Source organism: Rhodobacteraceae bacterium IMCC1335, from assembly GCA_039640495.1.
Classification (GTDB): Bacteria; Pseudomonadota; Alphaproteobacteria; order Rhodobacterales; family Rhodobacteraceae; genus Thalassovivens.
This window is the reverse complement of record CP046864.1, coordinates 1,139,085-1,156,312: the sequence shown is the minus strand read 5'-3', so window position 1 is coordinate 1,156,312 and position 17,228 is coordinate 1,139,085. Positions and strand designations below refer to the sequence as shown.

General features: G+C 53.9%; 11 protein-coding genes. 3 read left to right on the top strand and 8 right to left on the bottom strand.

The features are described from left to right. Nucleotides 1–11: 11 nt before the first annotated feature. Together GN241_05480 and GN241_05475 are read right to left on the bottom strand one after the other, a co-directional pair. Nucleotides 12–1,340, bottom strand: coding sequence for a PQQ-binding-like beta-propeller repeat protein (locus tag GN241_05480; GenBank protein ID XAT56864.1), 1,329 nt, complete (start codon nucleotides 1,338–1,340; stop codon nucleotides 12–14). An 18-nt stretch (nucleotides 1,341–1,358) separates the two neighbouring features. After that, entirely contained in the window at nucleotides 1,359–2,021 is a 663-nt protein-coding gene (locus GN241_05475) for a hypothetical protein (GenBank protein XAT56863.1), read from the bottom strand. 197 nt (nucleotides 2,022–2,218) lie between these two features. Here GN241_05475 and GN241_05470 point away from each other — a divergent pair, with 197 nt between their 5' ends. Then, nucleotides 2,219–3,556, top strand: coding sequence for an efflux RND transporter periplasmic adaptor subunit (locus tag GN241_05470; GenBank protein ID XAT56862.1), 1,338 nt, complete (start codon nucleotides 2,219–2,221; stop codon nucleotides 3,554–3,556). Continuing rightward, the gene (locus GN241_05465; protein ID XAT56861.1) at nucleotides 3,553–7,152 is read left to right on the top strand and encodes an AcrB/AcrD/AcrF family protein; all 3,600 of its coding nucleotides are present in this window, start codon (nucleotides 3,553–3,555) and stop codon (nucleotides 7,150–7,152) included. The genes GN241_05470 and GN241_05465 overlap by 4 nt, the downstream gene beginning before the upstream one ends. A gap of 194 nt (nucleotides 7,153–7,346) precedes the next feature. Here the strand turns inward: GN241_05465 and GN241_05460 are convergent, their stop codons facing one another. Further along, the gene (locus GN241_05460; protein ID XAT56860.1) at nucleotides 7,347–9,179 is read right to left on the bottom strand and encodes an ATP-binding cassette domain-containing protein; all 1,833 of its coding nucleotides are present in this window, start codon (nucleotides 9,177–9,179) and stop codon (nucleotides 7,347–7,349) included. Nucleotides 9,180–9,273: 94 nt separating this feature from the next. Further along, nucleotides 9,274–11,313 carry a LysM peptidoglycan-binding domain-containing protein gene (locus GN241_05455; GenBank protein XAT56859.1) on the bottom strand — a complete coding sequence of 680 codons (2,040 nt, stop codon included), beginning with the start codon at nucleotides 11,311–11,313 and terminating at the stop codon, nucleotides 9,274–9,276. A 29-nt stretch (nucleotides 11,314–11,342) separates the two neighbouring features. Here GN241_05455 and GN241_05450 point away from each other — a divergent pair, with 29 nt between their 5' ends. Continuing rightward, nucleotides 11,343–11,912 (top strand): TIGR00730 family Rossman fold protein, encoded by a 570-nt coding sequence (locus tag GN241_05450; protein XAT56858.1) that lies wholly within the window; start codon nucleotides 11,343–11,345, stop codon nucleotides 11,910–11,912. Here the strand turns inward: GN241_05450 and rarD are convergent. The 4 genes from rarD to GN241_05430 form a co-directional block, all read right to left on the bottom strand. After that, entirely contained in the window at nucleotides 11,870–12,745 is an 876-nt protein-coding gene (gene rarD / locus GN241_05445) for an EamA family transporter RarD (GenBank protein XAT56857.1), read from the bottom strand. The genes GN241_05450 and rarD overlap by 43 nt on opposite strands. Before the next feature lie 145 nt (nucleotides 12,746–12,890). After that, nucleotides 12,891–13,490, bottom strand: a complete 600-nt coding sequence (locus tag GN241_05440; GenBank protein ID XAT56856.1) for a superoxide dismutase — start codon at nucleotides 13,488–13,490, stop codon at nucleotides 12,891–12,893. A 143-nt stretch (nucleotides 13,491–13,633) separates the two neighbouring features. Further along, complete coding sequence (locus GN241_05435) at nucleotides 13,634–14,215, bottom strand: sarcosine oxidase subunit gamma (protein XAT56855.1); 582 nt, start codon at nucleotides 14,213–14,215, stop codon at nucleotides 13,634–13,636. Next, the gene (locus tag GN241_05430; protein XAT56854.1) at nucleotides 14,193–17,195 is read right to left on the bottom strand and encodes a sarcosine oxidase subunit alpha family protein; all 3,003 of its coding nucleotides are present in this window, start codon (nucleotides 17,193–17,195) and stop codon (nucleotides 14,193–14,195) included. The genes GN241_05435 and GN241_05430 overlap by 23 nt, the downstream gene beginning before the upstream one ends. Between the last annotated feature and the right edge of the window lie 33 nt (nucleotides 17,196–17,228).

Below are 17,228 nucleotides of genomic sequence, written 5' to 3'. Positions count from 1 at the left end.
CACCTAATGGTTCAGCGATAGGCCCTTAACTTACCATCCCTACACAAGACATATAGGATACCATCAGCAACAATCGGATTGGCCGTCGCGCCTGATCCGAGGCGTATGGCGCTGCGCTCTGCGCCGGTTTCGGGATCAAATTGGCGTAACAAACCATCGCCCGAGGCAAGCAGCAACCGCCCACCGGCCAAAACCGGCCCGTGATGGGGCACAACATCTTTACTTTTTGTTTGCCTCAGTGACACAAAGCCCGGCAAATCAACCGACCAAACTTTTGAGCCATCGGTTGCATCCAACCGCATCAATTGACCCAGGTCATTCACAAAAAACAGCGAGCCGCCGGCCGGCCAAAGTAGCGATCTTGCACCATAAGGCGCTGTCCATAGGCGCGCTCCGCTATCAAGGTGCATCGCGGCAATCCGCCCCGAACTGTTCGCTGCAAAAACTGTCGAGCCACTGATCACCGGGCTTGTCGCGATATCATCAATAGTGGCCACCGCACGGCCGCTGCGCCCGCCGGCCAATGTCGCGTTCCAAAGGGTCAGGCCTCCGCCCCGAAAGGCAGCTTGTAAATCTCCCGCGCCAAAGCCAAATACCGCTAATTTTTCCGATATGGCAGGCCCCGTTGACCCGCTCATATTATTGACATCGCTCAGATGGTCCAATTGCCAGCGAATTCGCCCTGTTGCAGCTTCGATCGCCCAAGCCACCGAATCTTGGCTGACCAAATAAACAACACCGTCAAAATAGCTGGGCCGCCCATTGCCCGAGCCTTTGAGCTCTTGTTTCCAAAGCGCACTGCCGCTCTTGGGATCAAGCGCATGCAGCACCCCATATCCGGTAGATACAAAAACAACACCATCCCCATAAGCAATTCCGCCACCATCCGCATCGCCCGCGCGCTCAAAGCTCGGCGTCAAATCACGCGACCAAAGCCGGCTGCCAGCGGTGGATGTTGCCGTCAACACAGAAAGGCTGTCTAAGGTGAAAACGATGCCTTCGGCCACAATCGGATCCGCGGTAATCCGATTTCGAGCCCGATCGCCGGTCCCAACGCTAAGCGTCCAAAGCAGCTTTGGCGCCGCGGACAGAGCCGCATGAACAACTTGAGTAGACGGGCTTGCATGGCCTTGCGGCCAAGCCAGATTGTTTTTTTGCCTTGGCATCGCGAAGGCTTTAGGGGTCGATAGGGTGCCGGCACCCTCAGTTGCCGATGGCTCTGATTTTAATATCGGCTCGCGCTTGCCCGGCAAGATGACCTCACGGTCACTGCAGCCTGCCAAAACAATGCTGGACACAAGCGCTAAAGCTATACCGAAGCGATGGCTGATTACCTGCATCACTGCTCGGCCACCAGTTTAACCATCCACTGCGTTAGGGTCTTGCCCCAACGCAACCATCAGTTGGCTTAACCGTTGCCTTAAATTCTGCGTCATCTCCGCATCCTGCAACAACTCTTTTAACCGCTTTACGGCTGCGATCTCGTCATTCTCTTGAAGATCCAACAACGCCAATTGCTCTTGGGCAAGCAACCGCAGAGGATTGCCCGCAGCTGACAATTGCTTAAACCCAGAGCGGCGCGCTGATGCATCCAGCCCACTTTCTTCCAGCAGCAGCTGTTTGAACAGAGCCAAATCGCTATAGAAGTCCGAGATACTTTCTTGCGATATAAGTGCAGCCAAAACATCCGAGGCCGCGGCGGCATCTTGCATCATCACAAGCTCGCTCGCCCGAAACAGCCCGACAAGCGCTGAAACCTCGCTGCCTTCGGTTGCAATCTCGCCCAACGCGGCGCTCCGGCTTTCGCCCGTATCCGTTTCCAGAGCCTGCAAAATCGCATCGCCCCGCTGCTGCGCAAGCGCCAGATCCGACGCGCGTCGATATTCGTTGAAAGCGGCCCCGCCGACGATCGCCAGAACCGCCAAAATGGCAATCCAGCCATACCGGCGCAGCGCACCATAGAGCCGGTCACGGCGGACCTCTTCGTTCACTTCATCGATAAAACTGTCGGTTTCACTCACAATATGCCTCTTTTTTCTTCACCGCCTCGTCTTACCTTGTCTTCTGGCAACTGCCAAGAGCGAAAGACGGGCGCAAACCTTGCAACATGTATAACAAAGGCCTATTTGAAATCAGAAGGTCTAAATACCGTGTTGCACAGGATATAAACCATGCATTGGCCCTTTTAAGTGTTCTGTACAAGTAGGAGTTGTTGAGCATGCGCGTGATATCATTATTATCCGCTATTATTGTGGCAGGGGCGCTATATCTGCTGGTTTTTGAGCGCGACGCGGTGATTAAAGTCTCAAAAGGGGCTCCAATTAAAACCTTGCTCGATGCAGCCCTTCCCACCGATCAGGCAGGGGGCGACTCTGCCAAGGTAACGCCCGGCGATGATCTGACAAACATCGCTGAAACCCAACAGCCAGCCACCGCACAAGCGCAGCAAAAGGCGCAAGAGGGTGAAGAAGCCGAGCAAGATCTAGCAATCAAAGTGATTGCAATCAAATCCCAAGCCGTTGAATTCGACAGCGCGGTGATTTTACGCGGGCAAACCGAGGCGGCGCGGCAAGTCGAACTGCGCGCGGAAACCACGGGTCAAATAATTTCAGAGCCCCTACGCAAGGGCAGCCAGATAACCAAAGGCGATATTCTATGTCAACTGGCCCCCGGCACCCGCAACGCGCAGCTCACAGATGCAAAGGCACGGCTGGCCGAGGCGCGCGGCAAGGTTGCGGGCAATCAGGCAAACCTCACCGAAGCACAAGCCAAGCAGCAAGAAGCCGAAATCAACCTTAATGCGGCCGAAAAGCTATCAAAAGGCGGCTTTGCCTCGGAGACCCGTGTTGCGGCAGCAGAAGCCGGTATGCGCACAGCCGAAGCGCGCATCGCGGCAGCCAAGGCGGCGTTCAGCACCACCCGTTCTTTGATTGAAAGCGCCGAAGCTGGCGTGGCGGTTGCCGAGCAAGAGATTGATAAATTAACCTTAAAGGCCCCCTTTGACGGCCTTCTTGAAACCGATAGTGCCGAGCTGGGCAGTCTGATGCAGCCCGGTGCCTTATGCGCCACGATCATCCAATTAGATCCTATCAAACTGGTCGGATATGTCCCCGAAACCGATATCGCCCGCGTTACGCTGGGGGCCAAAGCGCGCAGCAAGCTGATTTCGGGTCAAGAAGTGGTAGGCGAAGTGAGCTTCGTATCGCGCTCGGCCGATACGCTCACCCGAACGTTTCGAATTGATATTGATGTTCCCAACCCAAACTTGTCCATAAGCGATGGCCAAACAGCGGAAATTATGGTGGCCTCAGAGGGGACAATGGCGCATTTACTGCCCCAATCCGCCTTGACTCTGAACGATGACGGGCGCCTAGGCGTGCGCCTCATTGACGAAAAAAAACGGGCTGATTTCGTCCCCGTCACGTTGTTGCGCGATACCGCTGAGGGGGCTTGGTTGAAAGGCTTGCCAAATCAAGCAACGGTTATTTTGGTGGGCCAAGAATACGTGAATAGCGGCGTTCTTGTCGCGCCAAGCTATCGTGAGGCTGTTCAATGACCAGCCTCGTCGACTGGGCCGCTGAACGCGCCCGCATGATCCTTGCGATGATTGCGTTATCGCTGACGGCGGGCATTTTTGCCTATACCACATTGCCAAAAGAGGGCGAGCCCGACATCGAAATCCCCGTGCTGTTCGTTTCGGTGGTTTTTCCGGGCATTTCCGCCGCCGATAGTGAAGCGCTTTTGGTGCGGCCAATAGAAACCGAATTGGCGGACCTTGACGGGTTAAAAAGAATGACCGCAACCGCCGCGGAAAACTATGCCGGTGTGGCAATCGAATTCGAATTTGGCTGGGATAAAGCCAAAACCATGGCCGATGCCCGCGATGCGATGAATGCGGCGGAAGCTTTATTTCCCGAAGGCGCCGAAAAATATTCAATCAATGAAATAAACTTTTCTGAATTTCCGATCATTATCGTGAATCTTACCGGCAATGTGCCCGAGCGCACGATGACCCGCATCGCTGAAGATCTACAAGAAGAAATCGAAGGTATGGATGCGGTTCTAGAGGCTGTGATCGCCGGAAACCGCAAGGAAATGATGGAAGTTGTGATCGATCCGTTGCGGTTAGAGGCCTATAATGTCACCGCGGGAGAGCTTATTTCGGTCGTCCGCAACAACAACCAATTGATCGCAGCGGGTGAAGTTGATACCGCGCAGGGCTCGTTTTCAGTCAAGATCCCCTCAAGCTTTGACGAGCCGCGCGATATTTACGATTTGCCTGTCAAAACCAATGGTGATCGCGTCATCACGCTGGGCGATTTGGCGGATATTCGTCTAACTTTTGAAGACCGTGTTGGAACCGCACGCTATAACGGCGAAACAACCGTGGCGTTGCAAGTGGTGAAACGCAAAGGCTTTAATTTAATCAAAACTGCCGCGGCGATCCGCGCCCTGATTGAAGAAGCCGAAGCTACCTGGCCCCCAGAACTGCGCGCGGCAGTGGATATTGGCAGCTCAAACGATCAATCGCGCGTGGTGGCCAGCATGGTGTCGCAGCTCGAAGGCTCGGTGCTCACGGCCATTGCCTTGGTGATGATCGTTGTGCTGGCATCATTGGGAACGCGGGCCGCGCTTTTGGTGGGCTTTGCAATACCCACATCGTTTCTACTCTGCTTCGTTTTGCTCGCGGTTATGGGCATTACGATCTCAAACATTGTGATGTTCGGCCTGATTCTGGCGGTGGGCATGCTGGTGGATGGGGCAATCGTCGTGGTGGAATATGCCGATAAGCGCATCACCCAAGGCGAAGGTCCAATGCGGGCCTATGTAGAGGCCGCCAAACGCATGTTCTGGCCCGTGGTCAGCTCGACCGCTACAACCTTATGCGCCTTTTTGCCTATGCTATTCTGGCCGGGCGTTCCTGGACAATTCATGGGCATGTTACCCGTCACTTTGATCTTTGTTCTTTCAGCATCATTGATCGTTGCCTTGGTCTATTTACCGGTGGTCGGGGGGGTGACGGGGCGGATGGGGCGCGGCTTTGATGGCGCGGCGGCAGTGCTGCGTGCGCGTCTGCCTTGGATCCTGCGCGCGGCTTTGGTGCCTATGTGCATTTACGCGATGTTCCTTGGCGCGATGCAAACCGTCAATCCAGATTATCTTTTCGGGCTAGACGCGGCCAGTATGGGCGCCATGGCAGCCTTGCCCGGCGTGCTTATGTTCCTTTTGGCGGCATTTGCCGCTTCCGTCACCATGGGCGCCGCCAAAATTCACAGCGCGGAAAAAAAGGTGCGCTCAGGCTATCGACGTACCAATTTTGGGTTTTTAGTGAAGCTGATGGTTGCAAATCCGATCATGCCGCTGGTGATGATCTTCGGCGTGTTTTTCTTTGCCTTTTCAGTCTTTGAGTATTTTGGCGAAAACAATCGAGGCGTGGAATTTTTCGTCGAATCCGAACCCGAGCAAGCGATTGTTTATGTGAAGGCCCGCGGCAACCTGTCTTTGCCCGAAAAAGACCGGATCCTCAAAGAGGCCGAAGCACTCGTTCTGGCCCATCCGGGGGTTGAATCGGTCTTTGCCTTCGCCGGGGCGGGTGGGTTAAATCAAAATACTTCAGGCGCTGAAAAGCCCAAAGACACGATTGCACAAATTCAGCTTGAAACCATCCCATGGGAAAACCGGCGGGATCGCCCCGAGCTTGACGGCAATGTGATCATGAAAGAGCTTATAGAAGCGCTTGAACAGCTGCCGGGCATCCAAATAGAAGTGCTCGGGATCGAGCGCGGACCGGCCAGTAATAAACCAGTGCATTTGCGACTGACGGGGGATAATTGGCCCGAATTACTAAGCGTCACCCAAGAAATGCGAAGCGTTTTTGACCAAACCGAAGGGTTGACCTTGGTGGAAGACACGCGGCCCCTGCCCGGGATTGATTGGCAAATTGACGTCGATGTTGAAAAGGCAGGGCGCTATGGCGCCGATGTGGCCACGGTTGGGGCCATGGTGCAATTGGTCACGCGCGGAATTTTGCTGGATACGATGCGCGTGGAAACCAGCGATGAAGAAATTGAGATCCGCGTGCGCCTTCCCGAAAAAGACCGTGTGCTCAGCACGCTAGACGGTTTAAAATTGCGCACCCGAGATGGGTTGGTGCCCTTGTCGAATTTCATTACCCGCAAGCCGGTCCAAAAACTGGCAGAAATTAATCGCATTGATCAAAAACGGTATTTTGACATCAAAGCCGGCGTGCTGCCCGGATTGTCGCGCAGTGAAACGGACGCAGCTGGGGTTGAAAAAGACATTTTGATCAATGCCAATGAACGGATTGCCTTTCTCACCCGCTATTTGGAGGCCAATCCGCTTCCGCCAGGTGTCAGTTGGGAATGGACCGGAGATCAAGAGGATGAAGCCGAAAGCCAAGCGTTCCTATCGAAAGCTTTCATCGCGGCTTTGGCCTTGATGTTCATTATTCTGCTGGCGCAGTTCAACAGCTTTTTCAATTCGTTCATCGTTTTGCTAGCCGTAGTGTTATCAACGGTTGGCGTTCTGATTGGGATGCTGGTGATGCAGCAGGCCTTTTCGATCATTATGACCGGTACGGGAATCGTTGCCCTGGCGGGCATCGTGGTGAATAACAACATTGTTTTGATCGATACCTATCAAGAACTCTCTCGGTATATGCCGCGCATCGAAGCCATTATCAGAACCGCCGAACAGCGCATCAGACCCGTTTTGCTCACAACCATCACGACTATGGCCGGATTGGCGCCAATGATGTTTGGGCTGAGCCTTGATTTTATCAATGGCGGCTATTCTATCGACAGCCCGACCGCACTTTGGTGGAAACAACTGGCCACGGCGGTGGTATTCGGGCTGGGTATCGCGACGGTTCTAACCTTGCTGCTTACCCCCTCTTTGCTGGCCGCGCGCTATTGGATTGTTACCTATATTGTTTGGATCGCGCGGGCGCTGGCCGTGCTCGGCGCGTCACGGCAAGCCGATATCGCACGCGACTGGGCGCTGCAGCGCATGGCAAAACGCCTCAAACAACCAGAAATTATCTGGGATGACCTCATCGAAACGCCCGCCGCCCAAAAGCTTAAAAAAACCGCGACCGGCAAATCATCTGATGGATTGCAAGCCGCCGAGTAAGCCCGCCGGCAGCGTGGCAAGGCGCCTCTAGCTTCGCAGACGCCGCTGCTTGGAGAACCATGCGGCGCGTGATCAATCGGGAACGCTATATGCAGTGCGGCGAGATATGGTTCGCGCCAAGCCTGCGCGCCTGAATGCCAATCCGCCAGCTTGCCCCGCAAACCCGAAGAATGCATGCGCGCACTCAAGCAGCCTCAGGCTTGGGCGCGTTGATCGCTGTCTTGCTCAGCGCTTTGCAACATCCATAAATCATAATAGCGGCCGGCTTTGGCAAGCAATGCCTCATGCCGGCCGGTTTCAACAACCACCCCATTTTCGAGCACAACAATCATATCGGCCTCGGCCACGGTTGACAGACGATGCGCAATCACAATCACCGTGCGTCCAAGGCCCGCTTGCGCCAAAGCGCCTTGAATTTCATGCTCAGTCTCGCTGTCTAACGCGCTTGTGGCTTCATCCAGCAACAAAATAGGAGGGTTTTTCAAAAGCGTACGCGCGATCCCTACCCGTTGCTTTTCACCGCCCGAAAGCTTCAACCCACGCTCTCCTACAACGGTATCATACCCCTCGGGCAAAGATTGGATAAACGCGTGAATCTGGGCATCGCGAGCCGCCTGCTCTACATCTGCGCGGCTGGCCCCATCGCGCCCATAGGCGATGTTGTAAAAAATTGTATCATTGAACAGCACCGTGTCTTGCGGCACCACACCGATTGCGTTTTGCAAACTGCTTTGCGTCACATCGCGCACGTCTTGATTGTCGATGCTGAGCGCCCCACCCGTAACATCGTAAAACCGAAATAAAAGTCGCCCGATGGTTGATTTTCCCGATCCGGATGAGCCCACGATTGCAACGGTCTGACCGGCTGGAATATCGAGCGACACATCGCGCAAAATTTGCCGGTCCGCTTCATATGAAAATGCGATATTGCGCAGCGAAATGCTGCCCCCGGTGACCTGCAGATCAGGTGCTCCCGGCTTCGTGGTGATTTCTTTTGGCTGCTCTAAAAGATCAAACATCTGCCCCATATCGACCAAGGCCTGACGTATTTCCCGATACACCGTGCCCAAGAAATTCAACGGCATGGTGATTTGGATCATCACCGCGTTGACCATCACAAAATCACCCACGGTGAGCGCGCCCGCGCGCACTTGTAAGCCCGCCATCACCATCACAATCGTCAATCCAGCCGTGATCAAAAGCGCTTGGCCAAAATTCAACGCCGCCAGCGAATAACTGGTTTTCAACGCAGCGGCTTCATAGCCGGCCATCGCCGCATCATAGCGTTTGGCCTCGCGCGCTTCGGCGCCAAAATATTTTACAGTTTCAAAATTCAACAGACTATCGATGGCTTTTTGCGCCGCATCTGTATCCTGTTCGTTCATTTCTCGGCGCAATTTCACGCGGTATTCGGTGACTTTGAAGGTAAACCACACATAGACCGCAATCGTGCCGAACAACACCAGAACATACCATAAATCCAGTTTCCATAGCAAAAAAACCGAAAGTAAAACCAGCTCTAACGCCAAGGGACCGATTGAAAACACCAAATAGCGCAGCAGAAACTCAACGCCTTTAACACCCCGTTCGATAATCCGGCTGAGCCCGCCCGTGCGCCGCGTGATATGATAGCGCATCGACAGATTGTGAATATGCTGAAAGGTTTCCAGCGCCAATGAGCGCAGCGCGCGCTGCGCAACCGGGGCAAATACCACATCGCGCAATTGCTGAAAGCCATTGCTAAGCACCCGCGCCAGTCCATAAGCAACAATCAATCCAATCGCGCCAATCACAAATAAAGACGCATCGGGCGACACCAGACTATCAACCGTATATCCATATAAAAAAGGCGTACCAGCCGAAATGAGCTTTGCCAGCACCAGCAACAGCATCGATACGATTAAGCGGGTTTTAACCGCTGAATTATCCCGCGGCCACAGATAGGGGCCGACGCGCCGGATGGTGCGCAGAGCCGAGCGCTTTTCTTCCTGATTAAGCTCTCGGTCAGATTTTATGCTGGGTGACATGGAACATATCCTTTAACACGGTTTTGGTGAACCGTTTCTCAACACGTGGTACAGCTCTCACCAGAAGAGGCCTGCAAGACCTATTCGAAACGCCTTAATCGGGTAGATCAAAGACCTGCCCCGGATAGATCAAATCGGGATCACGGATCTTATCACGATTGGCTTCAAACACCCGCACGTATAAAATCCCCCGCCCATACCGTTTGCGCGCTATCGCCCAAAGCGTATATCCAGGCTGCACCGTAACCACATTTATCCGCGCCTCGGTTTTGGTGTCTTGGAGATGGGTAAGAAGCTTTTGTGGGCTTTCCTTTTTGAACGGTGTTTCAAGCCGCGAAACCACCTTACCAGCCGCATTCACCTGATCAATGCGCAGCGTATAAACCCCCGGATCAACATTGCTGAGCAAAGTTTTCCAGTTGCCATCATCATCCGGGCGTACCAAAAGAACCGGTGCGTTATCAAGATAAATCCGTAGATAAGCCATTGGGTTGCTGCGACCAGACAGCATAACTTGGCCATCCTCATCATAGCTGATCGCATCCAAAGCGATGGCGTCTTGGTCAAGGCTATCATCGGATTGTACAACCCGAACCCCGTCTTTATCCGCGATTAAAACTTTTGGCGGCGCAGCAGCATCCGCCAAGCTTTTCACCGGAGCCTCAGAGGGGGGTTGCGCAGACGCAGTTTCTTCGGGCTTAGCATCTGTAATTTTTGGTGTTTCCGCATCCTTTGCCGCGGCCGCATCAGCAGGTTTTGGCACCTTAGGGCTTTCGAGATCGGCGCGCGCGCTTTCGGTCGTTTCGCCTTCAGAGGCGCTTTGGTTATCGCTGTCCTCATCCCCTGAGACGGACACCGAGCTGCTTTTGGCTGATAGGCCGCTGGCATCTAAACCGTCTTGCGATGTCTCATTTGCCCGGCTCTGCTCGGATGCGGTGGCCTCAGAGGTTGCCTCTGCGTTTTCGACAAGCTCGATCTCCGCTTCATCAGATGTTTCGCTCGCCTCTGGCAGCGGCGCGGCAATCTGCGTGGGCAAGACCAAAACATCTTGATCGGAAAAAACATAGGCCTCAGCGGTCCCAACGCGTAGCCGAATGACGCGCAGCTCGCTGCTATAGGGCAAATCAAAAAACCCTGCAAAATTTCCTGACCCATCTGCGTAAAGCGTGAGAAGCGCGACGTCATTAACCAGCACATCAACCGCTTGATTGGGGCCGACCAAACCGGCGATCAAAACAGCACCATCTGCCTCAATCCGAATTGTTTCAATTTGTGGCACCCTTGCCAAGGGTTTTTCCTCTTTCGCCGGCAGGTCTGTCGCCTCTTTGGTGGCGGCTTGCGTGGTCTCTTCGCGCGTTTGATCGGATCTTGTCGCATCCACATCCTCAGCGGCAGGCTGTGTGGCGGGCGCCTCTGCTTGATTCGCCACGTCTGCCGCAGGTTGCTTTTGCAGGTTCTCAGGTTCGGCTTCAGCGTCAGCATCAGCAGTGGCGGTTTTCGACATGTTGGTTTCTGCTTCAGCCGCGCCGGTTTTTTGGAGCGCCTCAGCTTCACCACCAGCGGCAGCGTCTTCGACCACAATCTCCGCCTCTTCTTCGGCGGCTGCTGGCGCTTTGATTGATTCTGTAACCCGCGTCTCTTCCGCGGCGATTTCAGCTTTGGATTGTTCGGGCGCTAGACCTTCCGGCGAATCGATGGCTGCCTCAGCTTGCTTTTGATCAACCGAGCCGTCGCGATCCGCAACGGCTTGCGGTGCTTCGGCAACCGTTTCTGCCTTGGCAGAGGCGCCATTTTCGAGCGCCGCTTCTGTTTCTGGTGGCGTTTCATCCGTATCTATAGCCGGTTTCTCAGGTGCATCCGCTATTTCTTCGGATTGTGCTGCGAGATCCTTCACCGCCTCAATCGCCATATTCACAGGCTGCTCAGGCGGCTGCACCGAGGCCTCAGGAGGCAGATCAGAGGGACGATTTTGTTGAAAAACCACAAATCCGATAACCGCAATCATGGCCAAAACGAAAAAAATCCAAGCAGGCAGCCTGGCGCGCGACGTGTTTTCTTGCATATTTACCCTTCGGAGCCCCCAGACCCCAATAAAACATTGAGAGACCATAACACTGCAGGTAAACATGGTCAAAGTGTGACATGCCGCAAAAGGACTCCAAAATGCAATGCTTTTCAGTCTGTGTATACTGCGGCTCGCGCCGCGGTGCGAAGCCGATTTATGCCCAAGAGGCCAGCGCTTTGGGCACCGGGCTTGCAGAGCGGGGCTGGAGACTGGTCTATGGTGCAGGCGATGTGGGCTTGATGGGCAATGTTGCCCGCGCCGCACAAGCCGCAGGTGGCGAAACCTTTGGGGTAATTCCAACGCATCTTTTGCAGCTTGAAGTCGGCAAACAAGATCTCAGCAGCTTTATTGTCACCGAAAACATGCATGAACGTAAAAAAGTGATGTTCATGAATTGCGATGCTGTGGTGCTGATGCCAGGCGGCGCAGGCTCGCTTGATGAATTTTTTGAAGTTCTGACATGGCGTCAATTGGGGCTGCACAGCAAACCCCTTATCATCCTGAACGTGGCTGCCTATTGGGATCCGCTTTTAAAATTGGCCGAGCATTTTATTGCAGAAGAATTTGCAGATCCCAGCCTTCGGGATTTTTACACGGTGCAGACTACCGCAACCAACGTTTTGGCTTATTTGGCAACGTTGCGGGCCGAAAACCCCGACCAGCTATAAATCACCACGGCAACCCAAATGATCAAAAACGCCCAAAAATGCCAATCCGTCATAGGCTCGGCAAAGATCAATAAAGCCACCAAAAACTGAATGCTGGGATTGATATACTGCATGATTCCAACCGTCGACATGGAAATCCGACGCGTTGCATAGGAAAACAAGATCAAGGGCGTTGCAGTCAGCGGGCCGGAACCCATCAATAAAAGCCATATTTGCCAGCTATCAGTGCTGTCTTGAATGGGCCAATTTTGGATCACCAGATAGGGCACCGTCAGCGGCAAAAGCAGCATCACCTCAAGCGTGACGCTGATCACAGGCGATAAATCCAGGCGCTTTTTCAAAACCGAATAAGTTCCAAAGCTCAGCGACAGAACCAAGGCCAACCAAGGCGCGACCCCCAAGCCATAGGTCAAAACCAACACGGCAAATACCGCAAGCGCCACTGCAACCCATTGCAAGGCAGAGAGCTTTTCCTTGAAAACAATCAAGCCAAAAACCACGGCAACTAAGGGAAAAATAAAATAGCCCAAGCTTGCCTCGCTGACGCGATTGATCTGTACCGAATAAATGAAAAAATACCAATTCACGGCAATGGCGCAGGCTGCGGCGAATAAAGTGATCACATGTCCTCGATTGCCGAGCGCATGAATTAATGTAGAAAACCGGCCCTGCAGCCCCAAAACCAAAGCAAAAAACAAAAAAGACCACAGGGTGCGCTGCGCCAGCAATTCAAGCGGCGGCACCATCGTCAGCAAGTTGTAATACAAAGGCGAGAGCCCCCAAATCACGCAGGCCGCCAGAATGGCAAGAATTCCCTGGGCCGTTCTGTTCATATCACGCAGCCTCGCCGTTTTCTTATGATCATGCTCGGGCCAGTTCAGGCCTGCGCCTTTGCACAGCCCTGTCTGGGTCAGCCCTCATGAAAAAACCTGCCAAACAAAGATTTGGCAGGTTTATCTCTTATTTATGCGCGCAGCCTTACATGCGGCTGGCAACATTTTCCCAATTCACCAGATTATCTAGGAAGTTTGACAGATAGGCCGGGCGTTTATTGCGGAAATCGATGTAGTAGGAATGTTCCCACACATCGCAGCCCAATAAAGCCGTTTGGCCAAAGCAAAGCGGGTTCACGCCATTTTCGGTCTTGGTCACTTTCAATCCGCCATCGACGTCTTTGACAAGCCAGCACCAACCGGCGCCAAATTGCCCAGCGCCCGCGGCTGCAAATTCCGATTTAAACGCATCAACGCTTCCAAAGCTATCGTTGATTGCCGCGACCAGCTCTGTGGGCATGGCAGCGCCGCCTGGCCCCATCATTTCCCAAAACTGATTGTGGTTCCAATGCTGGCTGGCATTGTTGAAAATACCATTTTGAGCCACCGCACCGGCTTGATAGGTGCCCCGAATAATATCTTCGAGCGATTGGTTTTCCCACTCGGTGCCGGCAATCAGTTTATTGCCATTATCGACATAGGCTTTGTGATGCAGATCGTGATGATATTCCAACGTTTCCTTGGACATACCTTTATCGGCAAGCGCATCATGGGCATAGGGAAGATCAGGAAGTTCAAAAGCCATAGAAGGCCCCCTTTCAAATTTACAAATTCACTAGGCACAAATGGTAGGGTTCACCCCTCGAGGTCAAGCCCTAACCCGATAAAAAGCAATAATTTGCGATCCGTTCAAGCCTTTAAAGAAAAATGCGTCCGCAGCAGGGGGGATTACCAATCGCCAACCTCTGCGCCAATAGCAGCCGCGACGCATAGTTGTTTAAACATAAAACGCGCCACCGAACGAAAGCAAATCACGCGGATTTCAGCTTCAGCTGGCAGCCACATCGCAGCTGCAATTTGGCCAAACCGAGTGCGCCTTATTTCGGCAACTGGAAAGCCGGTGACGCGCATATCTACCGGCGCCAGTTTCGCCGCCACGCTGCGCGCAGCACCGCCCGAAATCGCAAAGACCGCCCGCGCATCTGACACGTCAACCACCATGGCGTGGCAACTGTTCAACGCCGTTTCAAGCAGGGGCAAAATCTCAGAAACCTCTTCTTCGGGGCCGATCAAAAGCGCCTCATCGGGTGACATCCATGCAAGAGACAGCGCACCGGCCTGCTCAATCTGCCGCGTCCCCGGCGGCGATAGGCGCGTGGCTTTTTTGAGCCCAGTTTGAAATTTTTTATCCGAAAAATCACCGCGCAAAGTCAGCATACCCAAGCCGGACACCTGCGAAATTCGGGCAATGCCTTCAAAATCGGCGGGTTTGTCCTGTGTCTGCAGCTTAGACATTTTGTCTATCTCCATTCTTGTCGTAAAACACCGGATCAACCAGTTTTACCTTCACCTCATTGCCCGAAAGATTGGGAAAATTCAAAATCTCTCCCATTCGTTCAGGCCCCTGCGCAACCAACCCCATGGCAATGCCCCGATTCAGCGTTGGCGAGAAATAAGTAGAGGTAACGCGGCCAATTGTATTGCGCTGGCCATTTGCGTTTTCGCCCTCACCCACAGCATAGGCCCCATCTGGCAGAACACTGCCATCAAGCGTTTCCAATCCGACAAGTTTCCACCGGTCTGGATCTACCATATGGCTGCGCTCTTGCGCGCGCTTGCCTAGAAAATCGCTTTTCTTTTTTGAAATCGCCCAATCCAATCCCAAATCCTGCGGAATAACCGTACCATCCGTTTCGTCACCGATCATAATAAACCCTTTTTCGGCCCGCATCACGTGCAGCGCCTCGGTGCCATAGGGCATGATCCCAAATTCTTCTCCGGCCGCGCAGAGCGCCTGCCAAAACGCCAGTCCCTGCCCCGCAGGCACCGCTATTTCGTAAGAAAGCTCGCCGGAAAAGGAAATTCGAAAGACACGCACGTCAAAAGCGCCCAGCCGCCCCTCGGCATATTCCATAAAGCCCAGCGCCTCTTTGCTGACATCTAAACCGCCCAGCTTTTCCAAGACGTCGCCCGCTTTCGGTCCAACCACGCCCACTTGCGCATATTGTTCGGTAAGATTGGCGACATAGACCTTCCAATCCCACCATTCGGTTTGCAGCCATTCTTCCATATGCGCATGAATATGCTCAGCGCCGCCAGAAGTCGTGTGGCAAAGAAACGAATGTTCACCAAGGCGCACCACGACTCCATCATCCATCAAAAAGCCGTTTTCCGAACACATCAACCCATAGCGGCATTTTCCGATTTTCAACGTGCTCATCATATTGGTGTAGAGCATATCCAAAAACTTTGCGGCATCTGGCCCCTGTACCAAAAGCTTGCCCAAAGTAGAGGCATCCAACAGCCCCACCGAATTTCTTGTTTGGCGAATTTCACGCGCAACCGCGTCTTGATGGGTTTCATCGGCCCGAGGATAGCAATAGGGGCGGCGCCATTGCCCCACCGGCTCCATGTAAGCCCCCTGCTCGATATGCCAGTCATGCATCGGGGTTTGCCGCACCGGTTGAAAAATCTCATCGCGCGCCGCACCCGCAATCGCGCCCATGGAAATCGGCGTGTAAGGTGGGCGAAAGGTGGTTGTGCCCACCGCCGGAATATCGGCGTTTAAAGCCCCAGCGAGCACCGCCAAACCATTGATATTCGACAATTTCCCCTGATCCGTTGCCATGCCCAAGGTGGTGTAACGTTTGGCATGTTCGACGCTTTCAAACCCCTCTTGCGCTGCCAATTGCACATCGCTGACCTTGACGTCATTTTGAAAATCCAGCCACGCTTTTGAACGTAGCTTTACACCCGCACCCTGCGGCATCATCCAGACCGCTTCCATCGCGGCTTCCGCCGTTTGATCGACCTCAGGCAGGGGCTGTGAAGCCGCTGTTATACCCGCGGCCTCTGCGCCTTGCTGCAGCGCATCCTGCATCACTGCGCCAAGAGAAAAATGCCCATTGGCCGCGCCAGCCGCCAAAACAAACCCCTCACCCTCTTGGTTGAGCGGCGCCTTTTCAGGATCTGGCCGGAACATCGCCAGAGCCTCATCCCAGACCAGTTTACCCCCGCAATGCGACCATAAATGCACCACCGGAGACCAGCCCCCCGACATCGCCAAACAATCACAAGCGATTTCTTCCAAAACCGTGCCCTGCCCCGCTTGATCGCAAATCGCCACGCCCGTTACCACGCCGCGCCCCTTTACAAAGGCCACGGCTTTGCCCGTTTCTACGCGAATGCCCAACTTTTGCGCCGCCTCGGCCAAGGAGCCACCGCCTGCGCTGCGCGCATCCAAAATAACCGGCACATCCAGCCCTGCAGCTTTCAAGGCGATGGCCGTGCGATACGCATCATCATTATTGGTAAGAACGACCGTGCGATCCCCCATCGACACACCAAAATTCTCAACGTAATCGCGCAAAGCCGAGGCCAAAATCACCCCGGGAAGATCATTGCCCGCAAAAGAAAGCGGCCGCTCGATCGCGCCCGTCGCGGTCAGGATCTTTCCGGCTCTGATCCGCCATAAACGATGCCGCGGACCCGGCTGCGAGGGTGCATGATCCCGCAGGCGCTCATATCCCAGAAGGTAGCCGTGATCATAGACACCTGCGCCCATTAATCGGGTGCGCATTGTTACATTTGCCTGGGCCGTCAGCTCTGTAACCAGATCCTCGATGAAATACTCGGGATCTTTGCCGTTAATCTGATCGGGCTCGACCACGCAGCGCCCCCCCCAATGCGCGCTTTGCTCCATGACCAAGATCTGTGCGCCCGAGCTTGCCGCGGCTTTCGCGGCCATCAATCCGGCAATACCCCCCCCAACAATAACCAAATCATAAAAGGCGTAAAAATGCTCGTAAGTATCGCTATCACGCATTTTGGGCGCTTTGCCCAAACCGGCCGAGCGGCGAATAAAAGGCTCATAGACATGTTTCCAAAGCGGGCGCGGATGGATGAACATTTTATAATAGAACCCGGCAGGCAGGAAGCGCGCCAATTTGCTATTGATCGCGCCGATGTCAAATTCCAAACTGGGCCAATGGTTTTGCGATTCAGCCACAAGACCGTCGAATAATTCGGTCGTCGTTGCGCGCTGGTTGGGCTCAAACCGGGTGCCCTCGCCCATATTGATCAAAGCATTGGGTTCTTCGGCGCCGCTGCTGACAACGCCGCGTGGGCGGTGATATTTAAAAGAGCGCCCCACCAGCATTTGATTATTCGCAAGCAAGGCCGAGGCCAAGGTATCGCCTTGATATCCCTTCATTTTGCGACCGTTAAACGTAAAATTCAAAGGGACGTCTTTATTCAAAAGACGACCGCCTGTTTGCAAACGCGTACTCATTGCATGCTGCCTTTTAAAACGAAGGATTGGAGT

What these genes read in the sequence shown, in the direction of transcription:
- GN241_05480 (XAT56864.1), bottom strand. Translation starts at nt 1,340, where the DNA reads ATGCAGGTAATCAGCCATCGCTTCGGTATAGCTTTAGCGCTTGTGTCC.
- GN241_05470 (XAT56862.1), top strand. Translation starts at nt 2,219, where the DNA reads ATGCGCGTGATATCATTATTATCCGCTATTATTGTGGCAGGGGCGCTA.
- GN241_05465 (XAT56861.1), top strand. Translation starts at nt 3,553, where the DNA reads ATGACCAGCCTCGTCGACTGGGCCGCTGAACGCGCCCGCATGATCCTT.
- GN241_05460 (XAT56860.1), bottom strand. Translation starts at nt 9,179, where the DNA reads ATGTCACCCAGCATAAAATCTGACCGAGAGCTTAATCAGGAAGAAAAG.
- GN241_05450 (XAT56858.1), top strand. Translation starts at nt 11,343, where the DNA reads ATGCAATGCTTTTCAGTCTGTGTATACTGCGGCTCGCGCCGCGGTGCG.
- rarD (XAT56857.1), bottom strand. Translation starts at nt 12,745, where the DNA reads ATGAACAGAACGGCCCAGGGAATTCTTGCCATTCTGGCGGCCTGCGTG.
- GN241_05440 (XAT56856.1), bottom strand. Translation starts at nt 13,490, where the DNA reads ATGGCTTTTGAACTTCCTGATCTTCCCTATGCCCATGATGCGCTTGCC.
- GN241_05435 (XAT56855.1), bottom strand. Translation starts at nt 14,215, where the DNA reads ATGGAGATAGACAAAATGTCTAAGCTGCAGACACAGGACAAACCCGCC.
- GN241_05430 (XAT56854.1), bottom strand. Translation starts at nt 17,195, where the DNA reads ATGAGTACGCGTTTGCAAACAGGCGGTCGTCTTTTGAATAAAGACGTC.